A 22369-nucleotide genomic window follows, 5' to 3' on the forward strand; every position below is an offset into this window, starting at 1 on the left:
GTGCGGCGCCGTCCCTGTCTCGCGAGGAGTCGAAGCCAGCGGCTCAGTCGTCGTCCGTCTTGATCGAGCTGGTCTGCTGCACCTGCACCAGGAACTCGGTGTTGGAGCCGGTCTTCTTGAGCCGGTCGAGCAGCAGCTCGATGCCCTGCTGGGAGTCGAGCGCGGCGAGGACGCGGCGCAGCTTCCACATGATCTTCAGCTCGTCGTGGCCGAGCAGGATCTCTTCCCGGCGGGTGCTGGACTGGTTGACGTCCACCGCCGGGTAGATGCGGCGCTCAGCGAGCTGACGCGACAGGCGCAGCTCCCAGTTGCCGGTGCCCTTGAACTCTTCGAAGATGACCTCGTCCATGCGCGAGCCCGACTCGATGAGGGCGGTCGCCAGGATGGTGAGCGAGCCGCCGTGCTCGATGTTGCGGGCCGCGCCGAAGAACTTCTTCGGCGGGTAGAGCGCGGCGGAGTCGACACCACCGGACATGATGCGCCCGCTGGCCGGTGCGGCCAGGTTGTAGGCGCGACCCAGGCGGGTGATGCCGTCGAGCAGGATCACCACGTCCTGGCCGAGCTCCACCAGCCGCTTGGCGCGCTCGATCGCCAGCTCGGCGACCTCGGTGTGGTCCGACGCCGGACGGTCGAAGGTCGAGGAGATGACCTCTCCCTTGACCGAGCGCTGGAAGTCCGTGACTTCCTCGGGACGCTCGTCGACGAGCACGACCATGAGGTGGCACTCGGGATTGTTGGTGGTGATCGCGTTGGCGATCGCCTGCATGACCATGGTCTTACCGGACTTGGACGGCGCGACGATCAGACCACGCTGGCCCTTGCCGATCGGCGCGACCAGGTCGATCACGCGATTGGTCAGGTGCTTGGGGTCGTCCTCCAGGCGCAGCCGCTCCTGGGGATAGAGCGGCGTCAGCTTGTTGAACTCGACGCGCTCCTTGGCCTGCTCCGGCGTCATCCCGTTGACCGTGTCGATGCGGACCAGCGCGTTGAACTTCTGCCGGCTCGGCAGCTGCTCGCCCTCGCGGAGTGCCCGGATCGCGCCGGTGACGGCGTCGCCCTTGCGCATGCCGTTCTTCTTGACCATGCCGAGCGGCACGTAGACGTCGTTGGGGCCGGGCAGGTAGCCACTGGTCCGCACGAACGCGTAGTTGTCCAGGACGTCGACGATGCCCGCCACGGGCACCAGGACGTCGTCCTCGCGCACCTGGGTGTCGACCTCACCGAAGTCTTCGCGACCGCGCCCGCGCTTGCGGTCCCGGCCGCGCTGACGACGACGGCTGCGGCCGTTCCCGCCGTCGTCGCTCCAGCGGTCGTTGTTGCGGTCGTTGCGGTCGTTCGACCGGTCGTTGCTGCGCTCGTTGCGGTCGTTGGTGTTCCGGTCGTTGCTGCGCTCGCCCGAGCCACCCTGGCGGTTGTTGCCGCCCTGCTGACGGTTCGAGTCGCCCTGCCGGTTGGAGTCGCCGCCGCGGTTGCCGCGGTCCCCGGAGCTACGGTCGTTGGCGCCGCCCTGGCGGTTGCTGCCACCCTGCTGACCGCCGTCCCGGTTGCTCTCGCGGTTGCCGCGTCGGTCACCACGGTCGTCGCCCTGACGCTGTGACTTGTCGCTCTCGCCGTCGCCGTTGTCGCGCTTGTCGTCGCGGCCGTCACGCGCCTCGGCATCGTTGTCGCTGCGAGTCTGCTCGCGGTCGGCCCGGCCGTTGCGCGACTGCGGAACGTCGGCGTCGGCGGCCTGCTCGCGGCGCGGCGTGTCGTTCTGCTGGGAGGTGGCCGGGGCCGCCGGGGCCTCGGTCGGCGCAGCGGCAGGAGCCTGCGCGGCGGGTGCGGTGTCGGTGCGGTCCGCCTCGGCCGGGTTCACCGGCGCGGAGGTGGCGCGACGCGAGCGACGGGGCGCGGTCTGCACGGCATCGGCCGCCACCGCGTTCTTCTCACCGCCGCGCTCGCGGATCGCCGCGAGCACGTCGCTCTTGCGCATCTTGGAGGTGCCACTGATCCCCATGGTCACGGCGAGCTGCTTCAACTCGTCGAGCTTCATGGTGCTCAGGTTGCCCCTGGAACTCGAAGCGGACGCCGGGGTCGACGCGGTGAGTTCGGTGGTATCGGTCACGAAGGTTCCTTCCCCCTCGTTAGTCCGGCACTGGCGCCGGTGTGGGGTATGCCAAAAATTGTTGCTTCCGAAGCGAAGTAACACTCATCACCGACATACACATCGCCGAAGAGACTCGGTGTGCAGCAGTGCGGTGAGGCATCGACATCCGGGACACAACTGTCACGCGGTCGGCTTGGGCCGTCGATGCAGAACCAAACCTACACCGTGTGAGGCACCGAACGCGAAACGACTCGCACACCCGTGTGCGCAACTCCCGGACGCAGCACCTGCCACCCCGGCATCAGCTGCTCCGCGTCGAGTGCCAGCGCGCCGGTGCCGAGCACCAGCACCGCGGGGCCGGCACCGGAGATCGTCGCGGCCAGGCCTTGGCCGCGGAGTCGGTCGACGACCGCCATACTCTCCGGGTATGACGCCCTGCGGGGCTCCTGGTGCAGCCAGTCGCGGGTCGCCGGCAGCAGCAGCCCCGGCTCCGCCGTGAGGGCGTGGACCAACAGCGCCGCCCGACCGGCGGTGGACGCCGCGGCCGACAGCGACACGTTCTCGCCGAGCGCGGCGCGCGCGGAATCGGTCGCCAGCGTCGCTTCGGGCAGCAGCACCGCGACCTGGACGTCCGGGTGCAAGCGAGGGTTGACCGTGCGCCAGCCGCCGCCGTTGTCGTCGGCCCAGGAGACCGTCAGTCCGCCATACACGCTGGCGGAGGCGTTGTCCGGGTGGCCCTCGATCTCGCCGGCGAGGTCGGAGATCATCGCCAGCCCGGCCAGGTTGTCGATCCGGTCACGGACCAGGCCGAGCGCCAGCGCGAGCCCGGCGACGATGGCCGCGGCCGACGATCCGAGACCGCGCGAGTGCGGTATGTCGTTGCGGCACCGCAGGGTCAGCCCACTGGGCGGCTCGACGCCGACCCGCTGCCACATCGCGAGCGCGGACCGCCAGATCAGATGGCCCTCGTCCGTCGGCACCGAGTCGGCACCGTGACCCTCGACCGTCACGCGCAGCCCGTCCCCCCCGACGGTCGCCTGCACGGTGTCGGTGATGCCGAGTGCCAGCCCGATCGAGTCGAAGCCGGGCCCGAGGTTGGCGCTGCTCGCCGGCACCTCGACCGTGACGGACTGCCCGGCTGAAAACAGTTGAGACTCCACGAGATCGGCGGCCTCGGTCACCCTTCCAGCCCCAGCGCGCGGGCGGCGGTCACGGCGTCGACCGGGACCTTGGTCGGCTGGACCTGCTGGCCGTCGGCGTCCCGCAGCGCCCACTGCGGGTCCTTCAGGCCGTGCCCGGTCACGGTGCAGACGATGGTCGCGCCGGCGGGAATGTCGCCGCGCTCGTGCATCATCAGCAGTCCGGCGATGCTCGCCGCGGAGCCGGGCTCGACGAAGATGCCCTCCTTGCTGGAGATGAGGTGGTGCGCCCGCAGGATCTGCTCGTCGGTCACGGCATCGATCAGGCCGGTGGACTCGTCGCGCGCGGCGAGCGCCTGCTTCCAGGACGCGGGGTTGCCGATCCGGATGGCCGTCGCGATGGTGTCGGGCTCGTCGACCGGGTGGCCCTTGACGATCGGCGCCGCACCCGCCGCCTGGAAGCCCCACATCTGGGGCGTCTTGGTGGCGTGACCGTCCGATCCGGCTGGCAGGGCTGCAGATTCGCGGTATCCCTTCCAGTAGGCAGTGATGTTGCCGGCGTTGCCGACCGGGAGACAGTGAATGTCGGGAGCGTCACCGAGCACGTCGATCACCTCGAACGACGCGGTCTTCTGACCCTCGATGCGCGCCGGGTTGACCGAGTTGACCAGCTCCACCGGATAGGACTCGGCCAGTTTGCGCGCCAGGGTCAGGCAGTCGTCGAAGTTGCCGTCGACCTGCAGCAGCTGGGCACCGTGCGCGATCGCCTGGGCGAGCTTGCCCATCGCGATCTTGCCCTCGGGGACGAGCACGCCGCACGTCATACCGGCCTTCGTCGCGTATGCCGCGGCCGACGCCGAGGTGTTGCCCGTGGACGCGCAAATCACTGCTTTGGCACCGGATTTCGCGGCTGCCGAAATGGCGGCCGTCATACCGCGGTCCTTGAACGAGCCCGTCGGGTTGAGGCCTTCGTACTTCACGTGCACGTCTGCGCCGACGTGGTTGCTGAGCCACTCCGCATGGATCAGCGGCGTGCCGCCCTCACCGAGGGTGACGACCGGCGCGCCCGCCAACGTCGGCAACCGGTCGGCATATTCGCGGATGACTCCTCGCCACTGCCTTGCCATCACAGTCCTTCCACCCGGAGCACGGAGCTCACGTCGTGCACGTCGTCCAACTTTCGTAGTCCCTCCACCGTTGCCGCCAGGGCGGCGTCCGGGGCCTGGTGCGTCACCAGCTGCAGGATCGCCATGCCGTCCTCTGACCGGCGCACGCCCTGCCGCATGCTCTCGATCGAAACACCTTGCGCGCCAAAGACGTTCGCCACTCGCGCCAGAACGCCCGACCGGTCGAGCACGTCCAGCCGGATGAAGTAGCTGGTCCGCGTGCGGGCGACCGGCAGGATCGGCAGGTCGGCATATGCCGACTCGCGCGGCCCGTGGCCGCCGTCGATCCGGTGGCGGGCTGCTTGCACCAGGTCACCGAGCACCGCCGAGGCGGTCGGGGCGGCACCCGCGCCCTGCCCGTAGAACATCAGCTCACCCGCGAGCGCGGTGTCCAGGAAGACCGCGTTGAAGGCGTCGTGGACGGACGCGAGCGGATGGGAGCGCGGCACCAGCGTCGGGTGCACACGCGCACTCACACCGTCCGGCGTCCGCTCGCAGATCGCGAGAAGCTTGACGACACAACCAATTTTGCGTGCGTCGCGGATGTCGTCAGCGGTGATGCCCATGATGCCTTCGCAGTACACGTCGTCCGTCGCGACGCGGGTGTGGAAGGCGAGCGAGGCGAGGATGGCGGCCTTGGCCTGGGCGTCATACCCCTCGACGTCGGCAGTGGGATCGGCCTCGGCATACCCGAGCTCCTGCGCCTGGGCGAGCACGTCGGGCAGCGCGGCACCGGTGCGGTCCATCTTGTCGAGGATGAAATTGGTGGTGCCGTTGACGATTCCCATGACCCGCTGCACGTCGTCACCGGCGAGCGACTCACGCAGCGGCCGCAGCAGGGGTATGGCGCCCGCCACCGCCGCTTCGAAGGACAGGTCGACGCCGCGGGCATCGGCCGCGGCATACAGCCGAGGACCATCCGCTCCGAGCAACGCCTTGTTGGCGGTCACGACGCCGGCACCGTGCTCGATGGCTCGCAGCAGCAGCGAGCGCGCCGGCTCGAGGCCGCCCATCAGCTCGATGACCAGGTCCGCGCGCGTGACGAGCGACTCGGCGTCGGTCGTGAAAAGGTCTGCAGGAACACCGGATTCGGGTCGTGGCTTTGACGTGTCACGGACCGCGACACCGACGAGCTCGAGCGGGGCACCGACCCGCGCCGCGAGGTCGTCGGCGGACTCGGTGAGCTGGCGCGCAACCGCGCTGCCGACCACACCGCAGCCGAGCAGGGCTACCTTCAGTGGCTCCGCCATGGGCTTCTTCTACTCCCCTTCGAGGGACAACAGGTCGTTAATGGTCTCGCGGCGCAGCCAGGTGCGCACACCGCCCTCCGTGACCGCGAGCACCGGCGGGCGCGGCACGTGGTTGTACTGGCTGGCCAGTGACCGGCAGTAGGCACCGGTTGCCGCGACGGCGAGCAGGTCCCCCGGGCGCACGTCCTGCGGCAGTTGCTGGTTGCGGACCACGATGTCGCCGGACTCGCAGTGCTTGCCGACCACCCGCGACTGCGCGGTGTCCGGCGAGCCGGCGCGATTCGCCAGCGTCGCGGTGTAGTCCGCCTCGTAGAGCGCGGGCCGTGGGTTGTCGCTCATGCCGCCGTCGACCGAGATGTAGGTGCGGGTCAGGTCGTCGGTCGTCTGCACCGGCTTGACCGTGCCCACTTCGTAGAGCGTGATCCCGGCCGGCCCGACGATCGCCCGGCCCGGCTCGATCGACACGCGCGGCACAGGGGTCTGCGCGTCGTCACACGCGGCCCGCACGATCGCCGCCAGCTGCGTGGCCATCGCCCGCGGCGAGAGCGGCTCGTCGTCCGGGACGTAGGCAATGCCGAATCCCCCGCCCAGGTCAAGCTCCGGCAGCACCACGCCGTGCTGCTGGGCGATCTGCAGTTGCATCGCGATGAGCCGCTGGGCAGCGACCCGGAAGCCGTCGGAGTCGAAGATCTGCGAACCGATGTGTGAGTGAAAGCCGAGCAGTTGCAAGGCATCGGGGTGGCGCAACACTTCGGCAGCGGCCTCCGCCGCCTGTCCGCCGGACAGGCTGAAGCCGAACTTCTGATCCTCGTGCGCGGTCGCGATGAACTCGTGGGTGTGCGCCTCGACGCCGGTCTTCACGCGCAGCATGACCGGCACGCGGACGCCGTGTGCGCGCGCAGCAGCGACCACCCGCTCGATCTCCTCGAGCGAGTCGACGACGATCCGGCCGACCCCATAGTCGATCGCTGCGTCGATCTCGGCGGCCGACTTGTTGTTGCCGTGCATGCCGATCCGTGCGCCGGGGAAGCCCGCCTTGGCCGCCACTGCGAGCTCGCCGCGGGTGCACACGTCCAGGCTCAGTCCCTCGGCGTCGAGCAACCGGGCGAGCGGCGACGCCAGGAACGCCTTGCCCGCGTAGAACACGTCGCACGTCGTCCCGATCGCCGCGAACGCCGCGGCGAACTCGTCCCGGAAGGAGCGCGCGCGGTCCAGCAGGTCGGGCAGGTCGACGAGGTATGCCGGCGTGCCGTACGTCGCGGCCAGCTCCGACAGCGGATGACCGTGCAGGGACAGCGCACCGTCGGCCGTCTCGGTCAAACCGGTCGGCCACACGTGGGATGCCAGTCTGGTGGTCGCGGAAGTCACGGGCACACGATACGGCGGCGCCGCTCCCGCCATACGCCCTCGTCCGGCGGGTGGGCAGCGCGGCGGTCCCGGCCGATTCGGAAGCAGTGCAGTTCGGCTGGTAGCGTTGCGACGCGCGGTTCGCCGCACGCCCCCGTAGCTCAGGGGATAGAGCACCGCCCTCCGGAGGCGGGAGCGCAGGTTCGAATCCTGCCGGGGGCACGAGAAGCCAGCAGCTTGCTGCTGGCATTCTTGTGCCCGCGGCAGAAGCAGCAGGCGGGTCGGGGGCACGAAAGCCTGCAGCTTGCTGCTGGTTTGTCAGTCACGACAGAAATAGCAGGCGTCGCAGAGTCATGGTTACCGCGGAGGCCCCACACACCCGGACATCCGGGTTGGCAACGCGCGGGCTGCTCGACCGCCGGTGGCTCCTCACCCAGCTCATCACCGTGACCGTCGCCGTGCTCCTCCGGCTCGGCATCCTCCTGCGTGACGGCGGCATCCACGGCATCATCGGCTACGACTGCGGCGTCTACTTCTCCGGCTCGGACGCACTCCTCCACGGCCGGCTCCCCTACCGCGATTTCACGATGGTGCACCCACCCGGCATCACCGTGCTGCTGACGCCGTTCGCCGCGCTGACCTACGTCATGAGCGACTGGCACGCGTTCGTCATCGCGACCCTGACGTTCTGTGTCCTCGGCGGCGTCAACACGCTGCTCGTCATGCGCCTCTGCCGCCACTTCGGCATCGGCCGCCGCGGCGCGCTCGTCGCGGGGATCTTCCACGCCACCTGGTTCTGTGCGATGGAAGCCGAGTGCCAGATCAAGCTGGAGCCGCTGGGCAACCTCTTCCTGCTGCTCGGCCTGCTCGCGGCGTTCCGGGCGCAGCGGCTGGCCGCCCGGCGCGCGGACGTGCTCGCCGGGCTCGTGATCGGTCTGACGATGGCGGTCAAGATCTGGTGGGTCCTGCCGGTCGCGCTGGTCGTGCTGTGGCACGGCGGCCGGACCCGAAGCGTCGCAGCCGCACTGCGTATGGCGGCCGGGGCTGCCCTGTCCGCCTCAGTCGTCATCGTGCCGTTCTTCCTGGCCGACCCGTCCGGGATGCTCCAGTCAGTGATCTTCGGCCAGGCGGGCCGCCAGCGCCGATACCCGCTGGTGGAGCGGCTGTCCGGGCTGAGCACGGTAGGGACTCCGTTCTTCCGCACCTGGGCGGACACCCCAGCGGTGGTGGGCGTGGTCGGGTCGGTCCTGTTCGTGCTCGGCTTCGTCCTGGCGGTCGTGCTCGCCTGGCGCGCCGTGCCCCGGGCCCGGATCATGGTGCTGGTCGTCAGCGCCCAACTGGCCGTGCTGCTCGCGGCGCCGACCTGGTTCGAGTACTACGGCGACTACCTCACCGTCGCGTTCGCCGTCACTGTCGGCGCGGCGGCGTGTGCGGTGTCCCGGCATCACAGACCACGCCGGCCGGCATACGTCACCACCGGGGCGATCGCGGCGATCGCCGCGCTGCTCACGGTGACGGGCACCCAGGCCGCCCTGCCGTATCCCGGCGCGGCGCAGATGACCCGCGCGGTGCAGCACGAGAAGTGCGTCACGTCGAACAACCCCACCGTGCTGCTCCGGCTGGACGCACTGAGCCGCGGACTGGCCGACGGTTGCCCGAACTGGATCGACGTCACCGGGACGACCTTCGTCTTCAACACCCCGGCGAAACTGGCGGCGCGACATCAGACCTGGCCGGGCCAGCTGTATCAATACCTGCACTCCGGCGACGCGACGGTGCTCTGGAGCCCCACGGTGAGCTGGCTGCAGATCGTGCAGCGTCGCTTGGCGCAGCATGACACGGTGCTGTTCCAGGACGAGGTAACGACCGTCTACCGGTCCTGAGCACCACCATCGAGTGACGTGGTGCTCGCCGCAACAACCGGCTGGCCGATCGCAGGTGAGTCGGGCCGGTGGCACCCGGACCCGCCGAGCGGGGCAGCAGCCGCCTGCGTCCAGTAGAACGTGCGCCCTGGCGCACCTTCTACTGGACGCTACGCCGCCGTACTCACCCCACCAGCAGGCAGAACGGGTGCCCGGCCGGATCAGCCAGCACGTAGAGCGGCTCCTCGCCATCGGCGGACCGGTCGTGGATCATGCGGGCGCCGAGCGCCACCGCCCGGTCGCGGTGCCGCGTCAACTCCTCGACCGAGGACACGGCGAAATCCAGGTGCAANAGAGCGGCTCCTCGCCATCGGCGGACCGGTCGTGGATCATGCGGGCGCCGAGCGCCACCGCCCGGTCGCGGTGCCGCGTCAACTCCTCGACCGAGGACACGGCGAAATCCAGGTGCAACTGCATCGGCACCTCCTCCGACGGCCAGGTCGGCGGCGTGGTGTCCTTCTTCTCCTGCACGGCCAGCACGCGCTCGCCTGCGTCGTTCAGTAGCACCAGCCAGTCGGCGTCGTCGGCACCGCTCACCGGCGGCTCGTCAGCGTCGCGATAGTGCAACCCGAGCAGCTGCCGGTAGAACTCGGCGAGTCCCCGACAGTCCCGGGCGTCGATCGCGGTGTGCAGCAGGACGGGGTATGACGGCACGGGCTTCTCCTCGATCGGATGTCTCGTCACGCTAGCGCCGCCAGCGAACCGGGGCAGCACTGACGCCCTTCCCCACCACTGACGTCTGAACCAGCCGGTGACGCCGCAGCTGCGCCGTCACCCGCCGGTTCGACCGTCACCGGGAGGCGTCGGCGATCACCGCGGGAGCCACGACTCCGCATTGTCGGTGAACCGGCGAACGTGTCGGGGAAGTTGACCGGTCAGGACCTGCTGCAGACTGGTCTCGTCCAGGATGCGGCGCACACTGGCACGCAAGGCGATCCACACTTCGGGCAGATGCTCGGCGGTACCGGTGTATGCCGTCTCGTGCGGCCGCAGGCCACGCACCTCGGCGAGTGGCCCGTCCACCGCGCGGATCACGGCGCCCACGCTGATCTCGCTCGCCGGCCGGGCCAGGCCGTAGCCGCCTTCGGCACCGCGAACACTGCGCACGAGCCCGCCGCGCCGGAGTTCGGAGAGGATCGACTCCACGAACTTCCGCGGCAGTTCCTGACTGGCGACGATCGTCTCGGCCTTGACCAGATCGGGTTCGCGGGCGGCAAGTTCGAGCAGCGCACGCACCGCGTACTCACTCTTCGCCGAGATCTCCACGGCAGCATCTTCGCACCCTCACCGCGAAACGAACGTCGATGCCGGGACTCGGCCGGACGGGCGGACCCAGATGTGCGCACCCGTTTCGAGTGCGAGCGCGTCGGCCTGGCCGCGCGACAGCTGCGCCCACGGGGACCCGTTCGGGATCTGCAAGTCGACCCGGGTCTGAAAGCCGACCCGATTCAGCCGCTCCACCTTCGCCATCACCGCACCGTCCCGCGGCTCGTCGAACAGCTCCAGGTCATGCGGGCGCACCAGCCGGCCGTCGAATTCGGTAACCGGGCCGAGGAAGCCCATGACGAAGTCGTTGGCCGGATGGTCGTACAGCTCATCGGGTGTGCCAACCTGCTCGATCCGGCCGTGGTTGATCACGACGACCTCGTCGGAGACCTCGAGCGCCTCATCCTGGTCGTGAGTCACGAAAACCGTTGTCACGTGGACCTGGTCGTGCAATCGTCGCAGCCAGTCGCGCAGCTCCTTGCGAACCTTGGCGTCCAGCGCCCCGAACGGCTCGTCCAGCAGCAGCACCTTCGGCTCCACCGCCAGTGCGCGCGCCAGCGCCATACGCTGCCGCTGGCCGCCGGACAGCTGCGCGGGCAGCCGGTCGGCGAACTGCTCGAGATGGACCAACTCCAGCAGCTCGCTCACCCGCCGGCGAATCTCCGCCTTCGGACGCTTGCGCACCTCGAGCCCGAACGCGACGTTGCGGTAGACGGACAAGTGCTTGAACGCGGCGTAGTGCTGGAAGACGAAGCCGACGTTGCGTCGCTGGGCGGGCAGCGCGGTCGCCTCCGTGCCGTCGATCCGCACGGTGCCTGCGTCCGCTTCCTCGAGACCGCCGATGATGCGCAGCAGCGTCGACTTGCCGCCGCCGCTGGGTCCGAGCAAGGCGGTGAGCTGCCCCGACGGCACCGAAAGGCTGACATCGTCCAGGGCGACGAAGTCGCCGAACCGCTTGCTGATCCCGCGTGCCTCGATACTCATGTGCTTCCTCTCTTGTCCCTTCGCAGTGACGCCGTCACGATCGCCGCGACGGTGACCACCACGAGCAACAGGGCGATCTGGTAGGTGCCGCCCTCCAGCTGCTGGTACTTGTCCTGAATGAGCAGTGTCAGCGTCTGGGTCTGTCCGGCGCCGCTGATCCCGCCGGACACCACTCGCACTGCACCGAATTCGCCGAGCGAGCGCGCCAGACTCAACACCAGCCCGTAGGCGAGCGCCGGCCGGATCGTGGGCAGCGTGATCCGCACGAACTGCTGCCAGGCGCTGGCACCCAGCACCTTCGCGGCCTGCTCCATCTCCGTGCCGGCTTCCTCCAGGACCGGCACGACCTCCCGCAGCACCAGCGGGAAGGACACGAACGTGGTGGCCAGGATCATGCCGGGCAGGGCGTAGATGACCTGTATGCCGGAATCGGCCAGCGGCGCGCCGAACCAGCCGTCCACCGGCCCGTAGATCAGCACCAGGGCGAGCCCGGCGATGATCGGCGACACCGAGACGGGCATGTCCGCGGCGGCGCTCAGCAGTCGTCGGCCGGGCACCCGGTACCGGGTCAGCAGGATCCCGAAACCGACGCCGAAGACGGTGTTCAGCACGACTGCAACCACCGACACCTCAAGGGTGAGTCGGTATGCCGTGACGGCTGCCGGCGAGCTGAGCGCGTCGACGAGCTCGGTCCACCCGTCACCGATCACCCGCGCGACGATGACGACTAACGGGACTATCACCAGCACCCCGATGTAGGCCAGGGCCAGCACCCGCAGCCCCAGCCGTCCACTCCGGGACCGCCTCATCGCACGACTAGCCACGGCGTCGCGCCCTCCGCTGCAGGGCATCGAGGGTGAGCAGGACCGAGAGGCTGATCACCAGGAGCACCGTGGAAACCGCTGCGGCACCGACGAAGTCGTAGTTCTGGATACGGCCGTACGCATACAGGGAGGTGACCTCGGTGTGGTCGAGCCCGCCGCTGATCAGCAGCACCGAGCCGTACTCGCCCATCGCCCGCGCGAAGCCGAGACCGGCGCCCGAGGCGATGGCGGGCAGCAACTGCGGCAGGACGATCCGGCTGAAGATCGTGACCGGACCGGCGCCGAGGCACGCTGCCGCCTGCTCCGCCTCGGGGTCCAGCTGCTGCAACACCGGTTGGACGGCCCGCGCGACGAACGGCAAGGTCACGAAGACCAGCGCGAAGGCGACGGCGAGCCGAGTCCCGTAGATGTTCAGGTGGATCGGGCTGTCCGGTCCATAGACGCTGATCAGGACCAGCCCCGCCACGATCGTGGGCAGCGCAAACGGTATGTCGATGACTATCTCGACGAGTCGCTTGCCGCGGAAGTCGTCCCGCACCAGTACCCAGGCGATCACCGTGCCCATCGCCGCATTGACGACGGTGATGACGACCGAAATGCCGACCGTCAAACGGATTGACGCCATTGCCTGTTCGGCGGTGACAGCGTGCCAGAAGCCGGACCAGCCGCCACCGAACGCTTTGACCACGACCGCCGCGAGCGGGATGAGGACGAGCAGGCTGAGCCACAAGGTCGAAACACCGAGTGCCGCACCGGAGGGCAACTGCAGCCGAGCCCGTTCGTCGGCGACCGCGCAGCGCGCTCCGGCGGGGTCGGTGGCCTCCGACTCCGTTCGTATGTCGAGGGCGGTGGTCACCCATCCGCCTTTTCGACCTGGGTCACGATGCCGTTGTCGCCGAAGAACTCGGTGTTGACCTTCGACCAGCCGCCGAGGTCAGCGATGGTTTCCAGCTTGGCGATCGCCGGATAGGGCGTGGCGGGATTGTTGGCACCAGCGACCTTCGCCGGCACATCGGCTGGGTTCAACGGACGAAAACCCACGCCCGCCAACACTTTCTGGCCGGCGTCGCTCTGCACGTACTGCAAGAAGCGCTTCGCCGCCGAAGATGCGGACTTGGTGACCGCCACGGGGTTCTGGATCTTGAAGGTGTCGGCCGGGACGACGTAGTCCAGCTTCTTACCCGCCTGTTTGGCTGCGATTGCTTCGTTCTCGTAGGAGATCAGCACGTCGCCGGTGCCGGCGAGGAATGCCGTCGTCGCGTCCGCGCCGCTGTCCGGTTTGCTCACGACATGGGCGAAGAACTTCTTCAGGTATGCCGTGCCGGCAGCCTGAGTGCCGCCGGTCTGCAAGCCGTGCGAGTACGCCGCCAGGATGTTCCATTTCGCGGATCCGGAGGTCCCCGGATCCGGTGTCACGATCTTGACACCAGGCTTGATCAGGTCGTCCCAGCCCTTGATGTGCAACGGATTTCCCGGGCGAACCACGATCGCGACGACGGAGGTCGAGCCGATGCCGGCGTCCGTGCCCTTGTTCCACGAGGCGGCGACGAACTTCGGGACCAGCTTGGTCATGTCCGGCTCCAAGGACAGCCCGACATAGTCGGCAGGCTGGCCGCTCGCGACCGCCTTGCTCTGCGAGCCGCTTGCGCCGAAGGACTGCGAGAAGCGCACGCCCTTGCCCGCCGAGGTCTCCGCGAAGGATTTCGTCAGCGCGTCGTAGCCCGGCTTGAGCACCGAGAACCCGACGATCGAAACCTTGCCCCCCGAGGCGCCGTTGCCGCCCTGTGTCTTGCTGCTGCTGGGAGCACATGCCGTCGCACAGACGGCGAATGCACCTGCCGCGACGATGGCGAGCGTACGACGGGTGCGCGTCAAGTGTGTGTCCATGCGAAGGCCCTTCCCGGGTTTACCTGCTTTGTCTAGCGGGTTACTCGGGAAGGTAGTGGCGCCCGACGAACACAGCATTCTTTTGTCGGCACGGCGTCGTCACCGCAATAAGTAGCTGGCCAGCCAGGTGCGTAGCGACCGCCGTGCGCGGCGGTTACCGCCGGGTGGCGTCCTCGACCTCACCGACCAGTTCCTCCAGCACGTCCTCGAGGAACACGACGCCGAGCACCGTGCCGGCACCGTCGACCACGCGGGCGAGATGGGCGCCGCTGCGCTGCATGGTGACGAGCATGTCGTCGACGTCGTCGGTGGGAGCAACGGTGGCAAGCAAGCGAATTCGCCGCGGCGGCACCGGCTCGGCATACGCCTCGTCGGTCGCGTAGAGCACGTCCTTGAGGTGCACGTAGCCAGCAATCACCCCGGACCGGTCCAGCACCGGGTAGCGCGAGAAGCCGTGCTTCGCGACCAGCAGTTCGATGTCCTCCGGTGTCGCACCCACGCGCACGGTGACCAGTTCGTCGACGGGCACGGCGACGTCGGCCGCGACCCGGTCGGTGAACTGCAGCGCACCCTGCACCCGCGCCGACTGCTCCTCCTGCAGCAAGCCCTCGCGTTGCGACTCGGCCACGATGAGCTCGACCTCTTCAGCCGAAAATGCTGACGTTGCCTCATCTTTCGGCTCGACGCCGAAGCGTCGCACCGCCCACTTCGCGATCGCCTCGACCGCCCGGATGATCGGCCGCAGCACGCGAGTCACCCACAACAGCGCCGGCGCCAGCAGCAGCGCCGCGCGGTCCGGTCCGGCGATTGCGAGGTTCTTCGGCACCATCTCGCCCAGCACCACGTGGCAGTAGGCGACGATCAGGAGGGCGAGCAGCAGCGACACCCCGGTCGTCACGCCGTCCGGTGCGCCGAATCCGGAGAAGATGGGCTCGATCAGGTGGTGCAGCGCATCCTCCGCCACCGCACCGAGCAGCACCGAGCACACTGTGATGCCGAGCTGCGCGCAGGCGAGCAACGACGAAACGTTCTCCAGCGCCTCAAGACTCAGCTTCGCGCGCTTCGAGCCGGCGGCCGCGAGCGGCTCCAGCTGCGAGCGCCGCGCCGTCATCACGGCGAACTCAGCCCCGACGAAGAACGCGTTGCCCATCAGGAAGACCAGCGAGAGGAAGAGCTTCATGCGCGGTCCCCCATCGCGGACTGTATGACGGGCGCGATCCGCACCCGGTCGACCCGGCGGCCATCCATCGCGACCACCCGCAGTGTCCACCCGTCGAGCGCGACCTCGTCACCCACCTGCGGCACCCTGCCGACCGCGGACATCACGAATCCCCCGACGGTTTCGTAGTAGGCACCCTCCGGGATGTTCGCCCCGATCCGGTCGTGCACCTCGTCCGGGCGCCACAGCCCGGGCACCGTCCAGGACCCGTCCGGCAGCAGCCGGCTGACGTCGACACGCGGGTCGTGCTCGTCGCTCACCTCACCGACGATCTCCTCGATGACGTCCTCAAGCGTGACAACCCCTGAGGTGCCTCCGTATTCGTCGACCACGATCGCCAACTGGAAGCCGGCGGCGCGCAGCAGGAGCAGTAACGGATCGAGCCGGATCGTCTCCGGCACCAGGACCGGCCGGATCATCAGCGCGGTCACCGGCACGTCGTCACGGCGGTCCTGCGGCACCGCGATCGCCTTTTTGACATGGACCACGCCGACGACGTCGTCCCAGTCGTTGCCGAGCACCGGAAACCGCGAGTGCCCAGTGTTTCGAGCCAGATCCACCACATCTGCGGCAGTGGCATCGCGCTCGACATACACGCAGCGCACGCGAGGGCTCATGACGTCAGCCGCGGTCCGCTCGCCGAAGTCCAGCGACCGGGCGAGCAACCGGGCGGTGCCCTCCTCGAGCGTGCCCGCCTCCGCCGACCGGCGCACCATGGACGACAGCTCCTGCGGCGTACGTGCCGCGCTCAGCTCCTCCTGCGGTTCGATCCCACCCATGCGCAGCAACGCGTTCGCGGAGCCGTTGAGGATGACGATCAGCGGCCGGGTGACCGCCGCGACGATGCGCATCGGCCGGGCGATGATCTTGGCGACCGGCAGCGGCGCGGAGATGCCGAGGAACTGCGGGATCAGCTCACCGACGATCATCGAGAAGAGCGAGGCGATGACCAGCGCCGACACCGTGGCGACAGCCGCTGACGCACCCTGCCCGACGCCGATCGACTCGAGCGGACCCTCCAGCAGAGAGCCGAGCGACGGCTCGACGAGATAACCGAGGACCAGCGTCGTGATCGTGATGCCAACCTGCGCCGCCGACAGCTGCGTCGACAGCTGTCGCAACGCGGCGAGCACGCCACCGGCTCGGCTGTCGCCCGCGTCGACGGCACGCTGCACCGCGGGGCGGTCGAGTGCGACCAGGCTGAACTCGGCAGCCACGAAGAGCGCGGTGCCGACGGTCAGCACGACCCCGGCGAGGACCAATAGCCATTCCACCAACATGGTGCGGTCATCGTGTCATGCGCACGGGCCGGCTGTGCCGGTCGCGTATGCCGAGCCCGCGCCGGCCGACCCGCGGTGGCCGAGTAAGGGCCGGAGGAGCGCAGCAGGAGCACCGCTTGCGCCGGTCGAGTAGCGGAGGAGGAGCGCAGCGGGGGAATCCGCGTATCGAGACCAGCGCCACCGCCTAGCCCCTTGATCTCGATACGCATCTCCTCCGCTTCGCTCCCCCGCTACTCGATCAGCGTGGGTGAGGGGCTCCGCCGCTTCGCTCCCCCGCTACTCGATCAGCGTGCTGGGCGCGATCGGTCGATCAGCGGGCTAGCGCAACCGGTCGACCTGCCGCTGCGCCTCCTGCACGATCCGCAGCACTTCGTCCCGGACGGCCTCGGTGCTCTTCTTGGCTCGCACGATCTTGCGGGTGGTCTCCCGCAACTGGTTGATCGCCCGCTCGAAGTCGTCCCGACCGTCCGACGGGCCGGCACTCGAGACCGGGCGGGCGGCGCGCCGGGCCTCCTGTGCGGCCGCCTTCAGCTCGGCGCGCAGATCCGCCGCCTCCCCCTTGACGCGCGACCGCACCTCCTCGGCCAGCTGGCTGACCGACCGGTCCAGGTCCACGCGCAGGTCACCGAGGTCGTCCTGCCGGGCCGCGACCTCGGCCCGTCCCGCGTCGGTGAGGGTGTATGTCGCCTTCCGCCCGTCGTCGCTGCGCCGGACCAGGCCTTCCTCCTCCAGCTTGGCCAGCCGCGGATAGACCGTGCCCGCACTCGGCGTGTAGAGCCCGTTGAACCGCTGCTCGAGGTCGCGCATGATCTCGTAGCCGTGGTGCGGACCCTCGGCGAGCAATGCCAGCAGATAGAGCCGGAGTTGTCCGTGCGCAAAGACCGGACTCATGACGGATCCTTGGAAAGATCCGGACCAGGTGCCGCCCGCAGCACGACGACATCACCGGACATCGAGTTGGCCGAGATGCGCAACGCCTCGTCGCCGTCGCGCGCCTCGCCGCCGCGGTGCCACTTGCCGCCGAGCTTCATGCCGTCGACGATCGCCGCGCCGGACATGGTCGATACCTTGACCCGGTAGCCGCCGCCCTGCGGCACCCGCACGGTCACGTCACCGGACACCGTGTTGGACTCCACCCGAGTCCGGAAGTCGGTCAGGTCCAGGGTGATGTCACCGGAGACGCCGTTCAGCTCGATCGGGTCGAGCGCACTGTGGTGCACCGTCATCGCGCCGGAGACAGTGTTGGCCTCCAGCCGGCCGCGCAGGTTGCGCCCCTCGAAGGTCCCGGAGACGCCGTTGACCTCGATGCGCCCGTCCAGGTCGTCGGCGGCGACGTCGCCGCTGACCGTGTTGAGCGACGCGTTGGCGTGGATGCCGCTCACCACCGCTCCCGCGCTCACCGTGTTGATGCTGGTCTTGACGTCCCCCGGGATCGAGACGGAGACCCGTGCCCGGACATTGCCCGAGACGCCGCCGCCGAGACCCTTGATGGTCTCCCACATGCTCGACCCCTCCGCCTTGACGTGGCTGATCTCGAGCTTGCGCCCGTCCCAGGTCACCTTCAGCGGCGGACCGACCACTTCCTGCACCTCGACGCTCGCCGCTCCGGTGTCGTCATGCGTGACGACGTCGACATGACCGCCGATCAACGCGACGCTGAGCACGGCGACGCGCTCGCCCTCACCACCGACGTCGAGCAGCTTCGGCTCGCTGATCTCCCACTGCTGCGCCATGCCGTCATCTCCTTGCCGTCCGTTCGCGACATATCGCGTGTTCGCAGACACGATATGTCGCGAAATGTATGCCGGTCAAGACCCTCCGGAAGCCGGTGCTCACCCCATAGCACAGCCCGTGGACCAGGTGTGGCAGTGGAGTCCCGTCACGTTACGCTGGACCCGTGTGTCGATTCCTGTCGTCATACGCCTGCAAACTCCGCATCCGCCGCACATCCTCAGCAATGGCCGTGCCGACCTTGACGAAAGAGGCGCATTCGCGTGTCATCCCAGTCGCCTGACCCCCTCGCGACATTCGGACCCAATGAATGGCTCGTCGACGAGCTCTACGAGCAGTACAAGAAGGACAAGAACTCCGTCGACAAGGCGTGGTGGAGCTTCTTCGAGGACTACCGGCCGGGCCGCACGCCCGCCGGCAACGGCCAGCCGAGCACGGAGACCACGTCACAGCCGCCCGCCGAGAGCGACCAACCCGGCAAGACCGAGCAGCCCAAGCCCACACAGGCCGAGGCCCAGCAGCCCAAGACCCAGCAGCTAACGACAGAGCAGGGCACCGCCGTCGCCGAGCCGCCGAAGGGCGCCGCGCGGCAGGCGCCCAAGGAAGAAGCCCCGCGCCCCAACCCCAAGGACTGGGAGTTGTCCGAGGGCAAGGTCATCGCGCGTGACGCGTCCACCCCCAAGGTGCCCGAGGTCGGGCCGGCCGAGAACCAGACCATCCCGCTCAAGGGCGTCGCGGCCCGGATCGTCTCCAACATGGAGGCCAGCCTCGAGGTGCCGACCGCGACCAGCGTGCGCGCCGTCCCGGCCAAGCTGCTGATCGACAACCGCATCGTCATCAACAACCACCTGTCCCGCAGCCGCGGTGGCAAGGTCAGCTTCACCCACATCATCGGCTACGCGATCATCCGGGCGCTCAAGCTCGTCCCGGAGATGAACTACGCGTTGGGCGAGGACGACAAGGGCAAACCGACGCTCGTCAAGCCGGGTCACGTCGGCTTCGGGCTGGCCATCGACCTGCACAAGGACGACGGGTCGCGGACGCTCGTCGTGCCCAGCGTCAAGGGCGCCGAGGAGATGGACTTCGCGCAGTTCTGGGCGGCATACGAGGACATCGTGCGCAAGGCGCGCAGCAACAAGCTGACCGTCGACGACTACGCCGGCACGACCATCAGCCTGACCAACCCGGGCGGCATCGGCACCGTCCACTCGATCCCCCGGCTGATGAAGGGCGCCGGCGCGATCATCGGCGTCGGCGCGCTCGAATACCCCGCGGAGTGGCAGGGCGCGAGCAGCGACACGCTCAACAAGAACGCCGTCAGCAAGATCATCACGCTGACCTCCACCTACGACCACCGGGTCATCCAGGGCGCCGTCTCGGGCGAGTTCCTGCGGGTGGTGCACCAGCTGCTGCTCGGCCAGGACAACTTCTACGACGACATCTTCCAGTCGCTGAAGATCCCCTACGAGCCGATCCGCTGGGTGCAGGACATCGACGCCGGCCACGACGACGACATCAACAAGGTCGCCCGGGTCCAGGAGCTGATCCACGCCTACCGCGTGCGCGGCCACCTGATGGCCGACACCGACCCGCTCGAATACAAGCAGCGCCGGCACACCGACCTCGACGTCACCACGCACGGCCTGACGCTGTGGGACCTGGACCGCACCTTCCCGACCGGTGGCTTCGGCGGCAAGCCGTTCCTGAAGCTGCGCGAGATCCTGGGCATCCTGCGCGACGCCTACTGCCGCTCGATCGGCATCGAATACATGCACATCCAGGACCCCGTGCAGCGCGCCTGGATCCAGAGCAAGGTCGAGAAGGGCTACGAGAAGCAGTCCAGCGCCGAGCAGCTGCGGATCCTGCGCCGGCTCAACGCCGCCGAGGCGTTCGAGACCTTCCTGCAGACGAAGTATGTCGGGCAGAAGCGCTTCTCGCTGGAGGGCGGTGAGTCGGTCATCGCGATGCTCGACCGGATCATCTCCGACGCCGCGGACGACCGGATGGACGAAGTCTGCATCGGTATGCCGCACCGCGGCCGGCTCAACGTGCTGGCCAACATCGCCGGCAAGTCCTACGGGCAGATCTTCCGGGAGTTCGAGGACAACCCGCGGCCGAAGTCGGTGCAGGGTTCGGGTGACGTGAAATACCACCTCGGCACCGAGGGAACGTTCAAGTCCGACGCCGGCAACAGCGTCAGCGTCTACCTGGCGGCCAACCCGTCGCACCTGGAGGCCGTCGACCCGGTGCTCGAGGGCATCGCGCGCGCCAAGCAGGACCGCATCAACCTGGCCGGCTCGGCGTTCACCGTGCTGCCGATCCTGATGCACGGTGACGCGGCGTTCGCCGGGCAGGGTGTGGTCGCCGAGACGCTCAACCTGTCGCAGCTGCGCGGCTACCGCACCGGCGGCACGATCCACATCGTCGTCAACAACCAGGTCGGCTTCACCACGGCGCCGTCGCAGAGCCGCAGCTCGACATACAGCACCGACGTGGCGCGCATGGTGCAGGCGCCGATCTTCCACGTCAACGGCGACGACCCCGAGGCGTGCGTGGGGGTCGCCGAGCTGGCCTACGAATACCGGCAGAAGTTCAACCGCGACGTCGTCATCGACATGGTGTGCTATCGCCGGCGTGGTCACAACGAGGGCGACGACCCGTCGATGACCCAGCCGATGATGTACAAGCTCATCGAGTCCAAGCGCAGCGTCCGCAAGCTCTACACGGAGGCGCTGATCGGTCGTGGCGACATCACGCCGGACGAGGCCGAGGCCGCGCTGAAGGACTACCAGGCACAGCTGGAGCGGGTCTTCACCGAGACCAAGGCCGCCAAGCAAGAGGCGTCCGCGCCGGCCGCCGACAGCTCGGTGGGCACCGACGCCGAGGGCCACGGCGGGCTGGAGCGCCCGTCCGCGCAGGCCCAGGACGACACCCGCGTGGACGGCAGCGACCTGGACACGGCGATCACCAGCGACGAGCTGCTGCGGATCGGCAAGACCTGGGTCAGCCCGCCGGAGGGCTTCACCGTCCACCCGAAGCTGGCCAAGCTGATGCAGCGCCGCGCCGACATGACCACCAGCGGTGGCATCGACTGGGCGATGGCGGAGCTGATCGCGTTCGGCTCGCTGCTGATGGAGGGCACCCCGGTGCGCCTCGCCGGTCAGGACAGCCGCCGCGGCACGTTCGTGCAGCGGCACTCGGTGCTGATCGACCACACCAACGGCAACGAGTGGACGCCGCTGCGCTACCTCTCGCCGGACCAGGCCTGGTTCTGGGTCTACGACTCGCTGCTCAGTGAGTATGCCGCGATGGGCTTCGAATACGGCTACTCCGTGGAGCGCCCGGACGCCCTGGTGCTGTGGGAGGCGCAGTTCGGCGACTTCGCCGACGGCGCGCAGACCATCATCGACGAGTTCATCAGCTCCGGTGAGCAGAAGTGGGCGCAGCGTTCCTCCGTCGTGCTGCTGCTGCCGCACGGTTACGAGGGCCAGGGCGCCGACCACTCGTCGGCGCGCATCGAGCGCTACCTGCAGCTGTTCGCCGAGGACAACATGACGATCGCCTACCCGTCGACACCGGCGTCCTACTTCCACCTGCTGCGCCGTCAGGCGGCGGCGCGTCCGCGCAAGCCGCTGATCGTCTTCACCCCCAAGCAGCTGCTGCGGGTGAAGGCCGCGACGTCGAGCCCGGAGGACTTCACCTCGGGCCGCTTCCAGCCGGTGCTGCCGGACACCGCCGGCCTCAACGGTGGCGAGGTGACGCGGGTGCTGCTGGCGTCGTCGCGGGTGGTCTACGACCTGGAGGCCGAGCGCGCCAAGCGCAAGGACTCGAAGACGGCGATCGTGCGCGTCGAGCAGCTGGCGCCGATCCCGGCCGAGGAGATCGCCGCCGAGCTGGCGAAGTACCCCAACGCGGATGTCCTCTGGGTGCAGGACGAGCCGAAGAACCAGGGCGCCTGGCCCTTCATGGCGCTCAACCTGCCGGAGCTGCTTGCTCCGCTCGGCGAGACCCGCCCGCTGCGGCTGGTCTCCCGCGCGGCGTCGGCCGCCCCGGCCACCGGCTCCCACAAGCGTCACGACGAGCAGCGCGAGCAACTCCTCCACGACGCCTTCACCCGCAGCGCCGGTTGAGTAGCGGAGGAGCGAAGCGGGGGAGATGCTCCTATATCTGTCAAGCGGCGTTTTGGAGTGGTTGTTCGGCCGGGACTGGCAGGGTGACAGATTCGGTGAGGGCGTCGCGGATGAGGTGCTGGATGTGGCGTGCGAGGT

The 22369-nt window shown here is 68.8% G+C and carries 17 protein-coding genes, 1 tRNA gene and 1 pseudogene; 3 read left to right on the plus strand and 16 right to left on the minus strand.

Features of this window, described 5'->3' with window-relative positions:
* Nucleotides 1–43: 43 nt before the first annotated feature.
* From rho to lysA, 5 genes are all read right to left on the minus strand, one after another.
* Nucleotides 44–2104: a transcription termination factor Rho gene (rho, locus tag ACN8HC_RS19230; protein ID WP_490076466.1), complete on the minus strand. Its 2061-nt coding sequence runs from the start codon at nt 2102–2104 to the stop codon at nt 44–46.
* Between the two features lie 200 nt (nt 2105–2304).
* Nucleotides 2305–3267, minus strand: a complete 963-nt coding sequence (locus ACN8HC_RS19235) for a homoserine kinase (protein ID WP_490076467.1) — start codon at nt 3265–3267, stop codon at nt 2305–2307.
* A complete protein-coding gene (gene thrC / locus ACN8HC_RS19240; protein WP_490076468.1) occupies nt 3264–4352 on the minus strand; it encodes a threonine synthase in 1089 nt (362 codons plus the stop codon). The genes ACN8HC_RS19235 and thrC overlap by 4 nt, the downstream gene beginning before the upstream one ends.
* Nucleotides 4352–5641, minus strand: coding sequence for a homoserine dehydrogenase (locus tag ACN8HC_RS19245; RefSeq protein WP_490076469.1), 1290 nt, complete (start codon nt 5639–5641; stop codon nt 4352–4354). Before ACN8HC_RS19245 ends, thrC begins: the two co-directional genes overlap by 1 nt.
* Before the next feature lie 9 nt (nt 5642–5650).
* Complete coding sequence (lysA, locus tag ACN8HC_RS19250; protein WP_490076470.1) at nt 5651–7042, minus strand: diaminopimelate decarboxylase; 1392 nt, start codon at nt 7040–7042, stop codon at nt 5651–5653.
* A 96-nt stretch (nt 7043–7138) separates the two neighbouring features.
* Between lysA and ACN8HC_RS19255 the strand changes: the two genes are divergently transcribed.
* Together ACN8HC_RS19255 and ACN8HC_RS19260 are read left to right on the plus strand one after the other, a co-directional pair.
* A tRNA-Arg gene (locus ACN8HC_RS19255) sits at nt 7139–7210 on the plus strand.
* A gap of 131 nt (nt 7211–7341) precedes the next feature.
* Complete coding sequence (locus tag ACN8HC_RS19260; RefSeq protein WP_490076471.1) at nt 7342–8871, plus strand: glycosyltransferase 87 family protein; 1530 nt, start codon at nt 7342–7344, stop codon at nt 8869–8871.
* Between the two features lie 163 nt (nt 8872–9034).
* Here the strand turns inward: ACN8HC_RS19260 and ACN8HC_RS19265 are convergent, their stop codons facing one another.
* From ACN8HC_RS19265 to ACN8HC_RS19315, 11 genes and pseudogenes are all read right to left on the minus strand, one after another.
* Entirely contained in the window at nt 9035–9349 is a 315-nt protein-coding gene (locus ACN8HC_RS19265; RefSeq protein ID WP_490076480.1) for a VOC family protein, read from the minus strand.
* A pseudogene (locus ACN8HC_RS19270) lies at nt 9274–9624 on the minus strand (VOC family protein); the annotation flags it as partial. The gene ACN8HC_RS19265 and the pseudogene ACN8HC_RS19270, both read right to left, overlap by 76 nt.
* A 96-nt stretch (nt 9625–9720) precedes the next feature.
* Nucleotides 9721–10176, minus strand: coding sequence for an RrF2 family transcriptional regulator (locus ACN8HC_RS19275; protein WP_490076472.1), 456 nt, complete (start codon nt 10174–10176; stop codon nt 9721–9723).
* 18 nt (nt 10177–10194) lie between these two features.
* Complete coding sequence (locus tag ACN8HC_RS19280; RefSeq protein WP_490076473.1) at nt 10195–11160, minus strand: sulfate/molybdate ABC transporter ATP-binding protein; 966 nt, start codon at nt 11158–11160, stop codon at nt 10195–10197.
* A complete protein-coding gene (locus tag ACN8HC_RS19285; RefSeq protein ID WP_490076474.1) occupies nt 11157–11969 on the minus strand; it encodes a sulfate ABC transporter permease subunit in 813 nt (270 codons plus the stop codon). The genes ACN8HC_RS19280 and ACN8HC_RS19285 overlap by 4 nt, the downstream gene beginning before the upstream one ends.
* Before the next feature lie 7 nt (nt 11970–11976).
* Nucleotides 11977–12840, minus strand: a complete 864-nt coding sequence (cysT, locus tag ACN8HC_RS19290) for a sulfate ABC transporter permease subunit CysT (RefSeq protein WP_490076475.1) — start codon at nt 12838–12840, stop codon at nt 11977–11979.
* Entirely contained in the window at nt 12837–13871 is a 1035-nt protein-coding gene (locus tag ACN8HC_RS19295) for an extracellular solute-binding protein (RefSeq protein ID WP_490076476.1), read from the minus strand. The genes cysT and ACN8HC_RS19295 overlap by 4 nt, the downstream gene beginning before the upstream one ends.
* A 154-nt stretch (nt 13872–14025) precedes the next feature.
* Nucleotides 14026–15051: a hemolysin family protein gene (locus tag ACN8HC_RS19300; protein WP_490076477.1), complete on the minus strand. Its 1026-nt coding sequence runs from the start codon at nt 15049–15051 to the stop codon at nt 14026–14028.
* Nucleotides 15048–16367 carry a hemolysin family protein gene (locus tag ACN8HC_RS19305; protein WP_490076481.1) on the minus strand — a complete coding sequence of 440 codons (1320 nt, stop codon included), beginning with the start codon at nt 16365–16367 and terminating at the stop codon, nt 15048–15050. Before ACN8HC_RS19305 ends, ACN8HC_RS19300 begins: the two co-directional genes overlap by 4 nt.
* Before the next feature lie 321 nt (nt 16368–16688).
* Entirely contained in the window at nt 16689–17261 is a 573-nt protein-coding gene (locus ACN8HC_RS19310) for a PadR family transcriptional regulator (protein WP_490076478.1), read from the minus strand.
* Nucleotides 17258–18103, minus strand: a complete 846-nt coding sequence (locus ACN8HC_RS19315) for a DUF4097 family beta strand repeat-containing protein (protein WP_490076479.1) — start codon at nt 18101–18103, stop codon at nt 17258–17260. The genes ACN8HC_RS19310 and ACN8HC_RS19315 overlap by 4 nt, the downstream gene beginning before the upstream one ends.
* Before the next feature lie 255 nt (nt 18104–18358).
* Here ACN8HC_RS19315 and ACN8HC_RS19320 point away from each other — a divergent pair, with 255 nt between their 5' ends.
* Nucleotides 18359–22231, plus strand: coding sequence for a multifunctional oxoglutarate decarboxylase/oxoglutarate dehydrogenase thiamine pyrophosphate-binding subunit/dihydrolipoyllysine-residue succinyltransferase subunit (locus tag ACN8HC_RS19320; protein ID WP_490076482.1), 3873 nt, complete (start codon nt 18359–18361; stop codon nt 22229–22231).
* Nucleotides 22232–22369: the final 138 nt, after the last annotated feature.

Source organism: Flexivirga sp. YIM B11880 (assembly GCF_058148645.1).

What these genes read in the sequence shown, in the direction of transcription:
- thrC (WP_490076468.1), bottom strand. Translation starts at nt 4,352, where the DNA reads ATGGCAAGGCAGTGGCGAGGAGTCATCCGCGAATATGCCGACCGGTTG.
- ACN8HC_RS19245 (WP_490076469.1), bottom strand. Translation starts at nt 5,641, where the DNA reads ATGGCGGAGCCACTGAAGGTAGCCCTGCTCGGCTGCGGTGTGGTCGGC.
- lysA (WP_490076470.1), bottom strand. Translation starts at nt 7,042, where the DNA reads ATGGCGGGAGCGGCGCCGCCGTATCGTGTGCCCGTGACTTCCGCGACC.
- ACN8HC_RS19260 (WP_490076471.1), top strand. Translation starts at nt 7,342, where the DNA reads ATGGTTACCGCGGAGGCCCCACACACCCGGACATCCGGGTTGGCAACG.
- ACN8HC_RS19280 (WP_490076473.1), bottom strand. Translation starts at nt 11,160, where the DNA reads ATGAGTATCGAGGCACGCGGGATCAGCAAGCGGTTCGGCGACTTCGTC.
- ACN8HC_RS19285 (WP_490076474.1), bottom strand. Translation starts at nt 11,969, where the DNA reads ATGAGGCGGTCCCGGAGTGGACGGCTGGGGCTGCGGGTGCTGGCCCTG.
- ACN8HC_RS19295 (WP_490076476.1), bottom strand. Translation starts at nt 13,871, where the DNA reads ATGGACACACACTTGACGCGCACCCGTCGTACGCTCGCCATCGTCGCG.
- ACN8HC_RS19300 (WP_490076477.1), bottom strand. Translation starts at nt 15,051, where the DNA reads ATGAAGCTCTTCCTCTCGCTGGTCTTCCTGATGGGCAACGCGTTCTTC.
- ACN8HC_RS19310 (WP_490076478.1), bottom strand. Translation starts at nt 17,261, where the DNA reads ATGAGTCCGGTCTTTGCGCACGGACAACTCCGGCTCTATCTGCTGGCA.
- ACN8HC_RS19315 (WP_490076479.1), bottom strand. Translation starts at nt 18,103, where the DNA reads ATGGCGCAGCAGTGGGAGATCAGCGAGCCGAAGCTGCTCGACGTCGGT.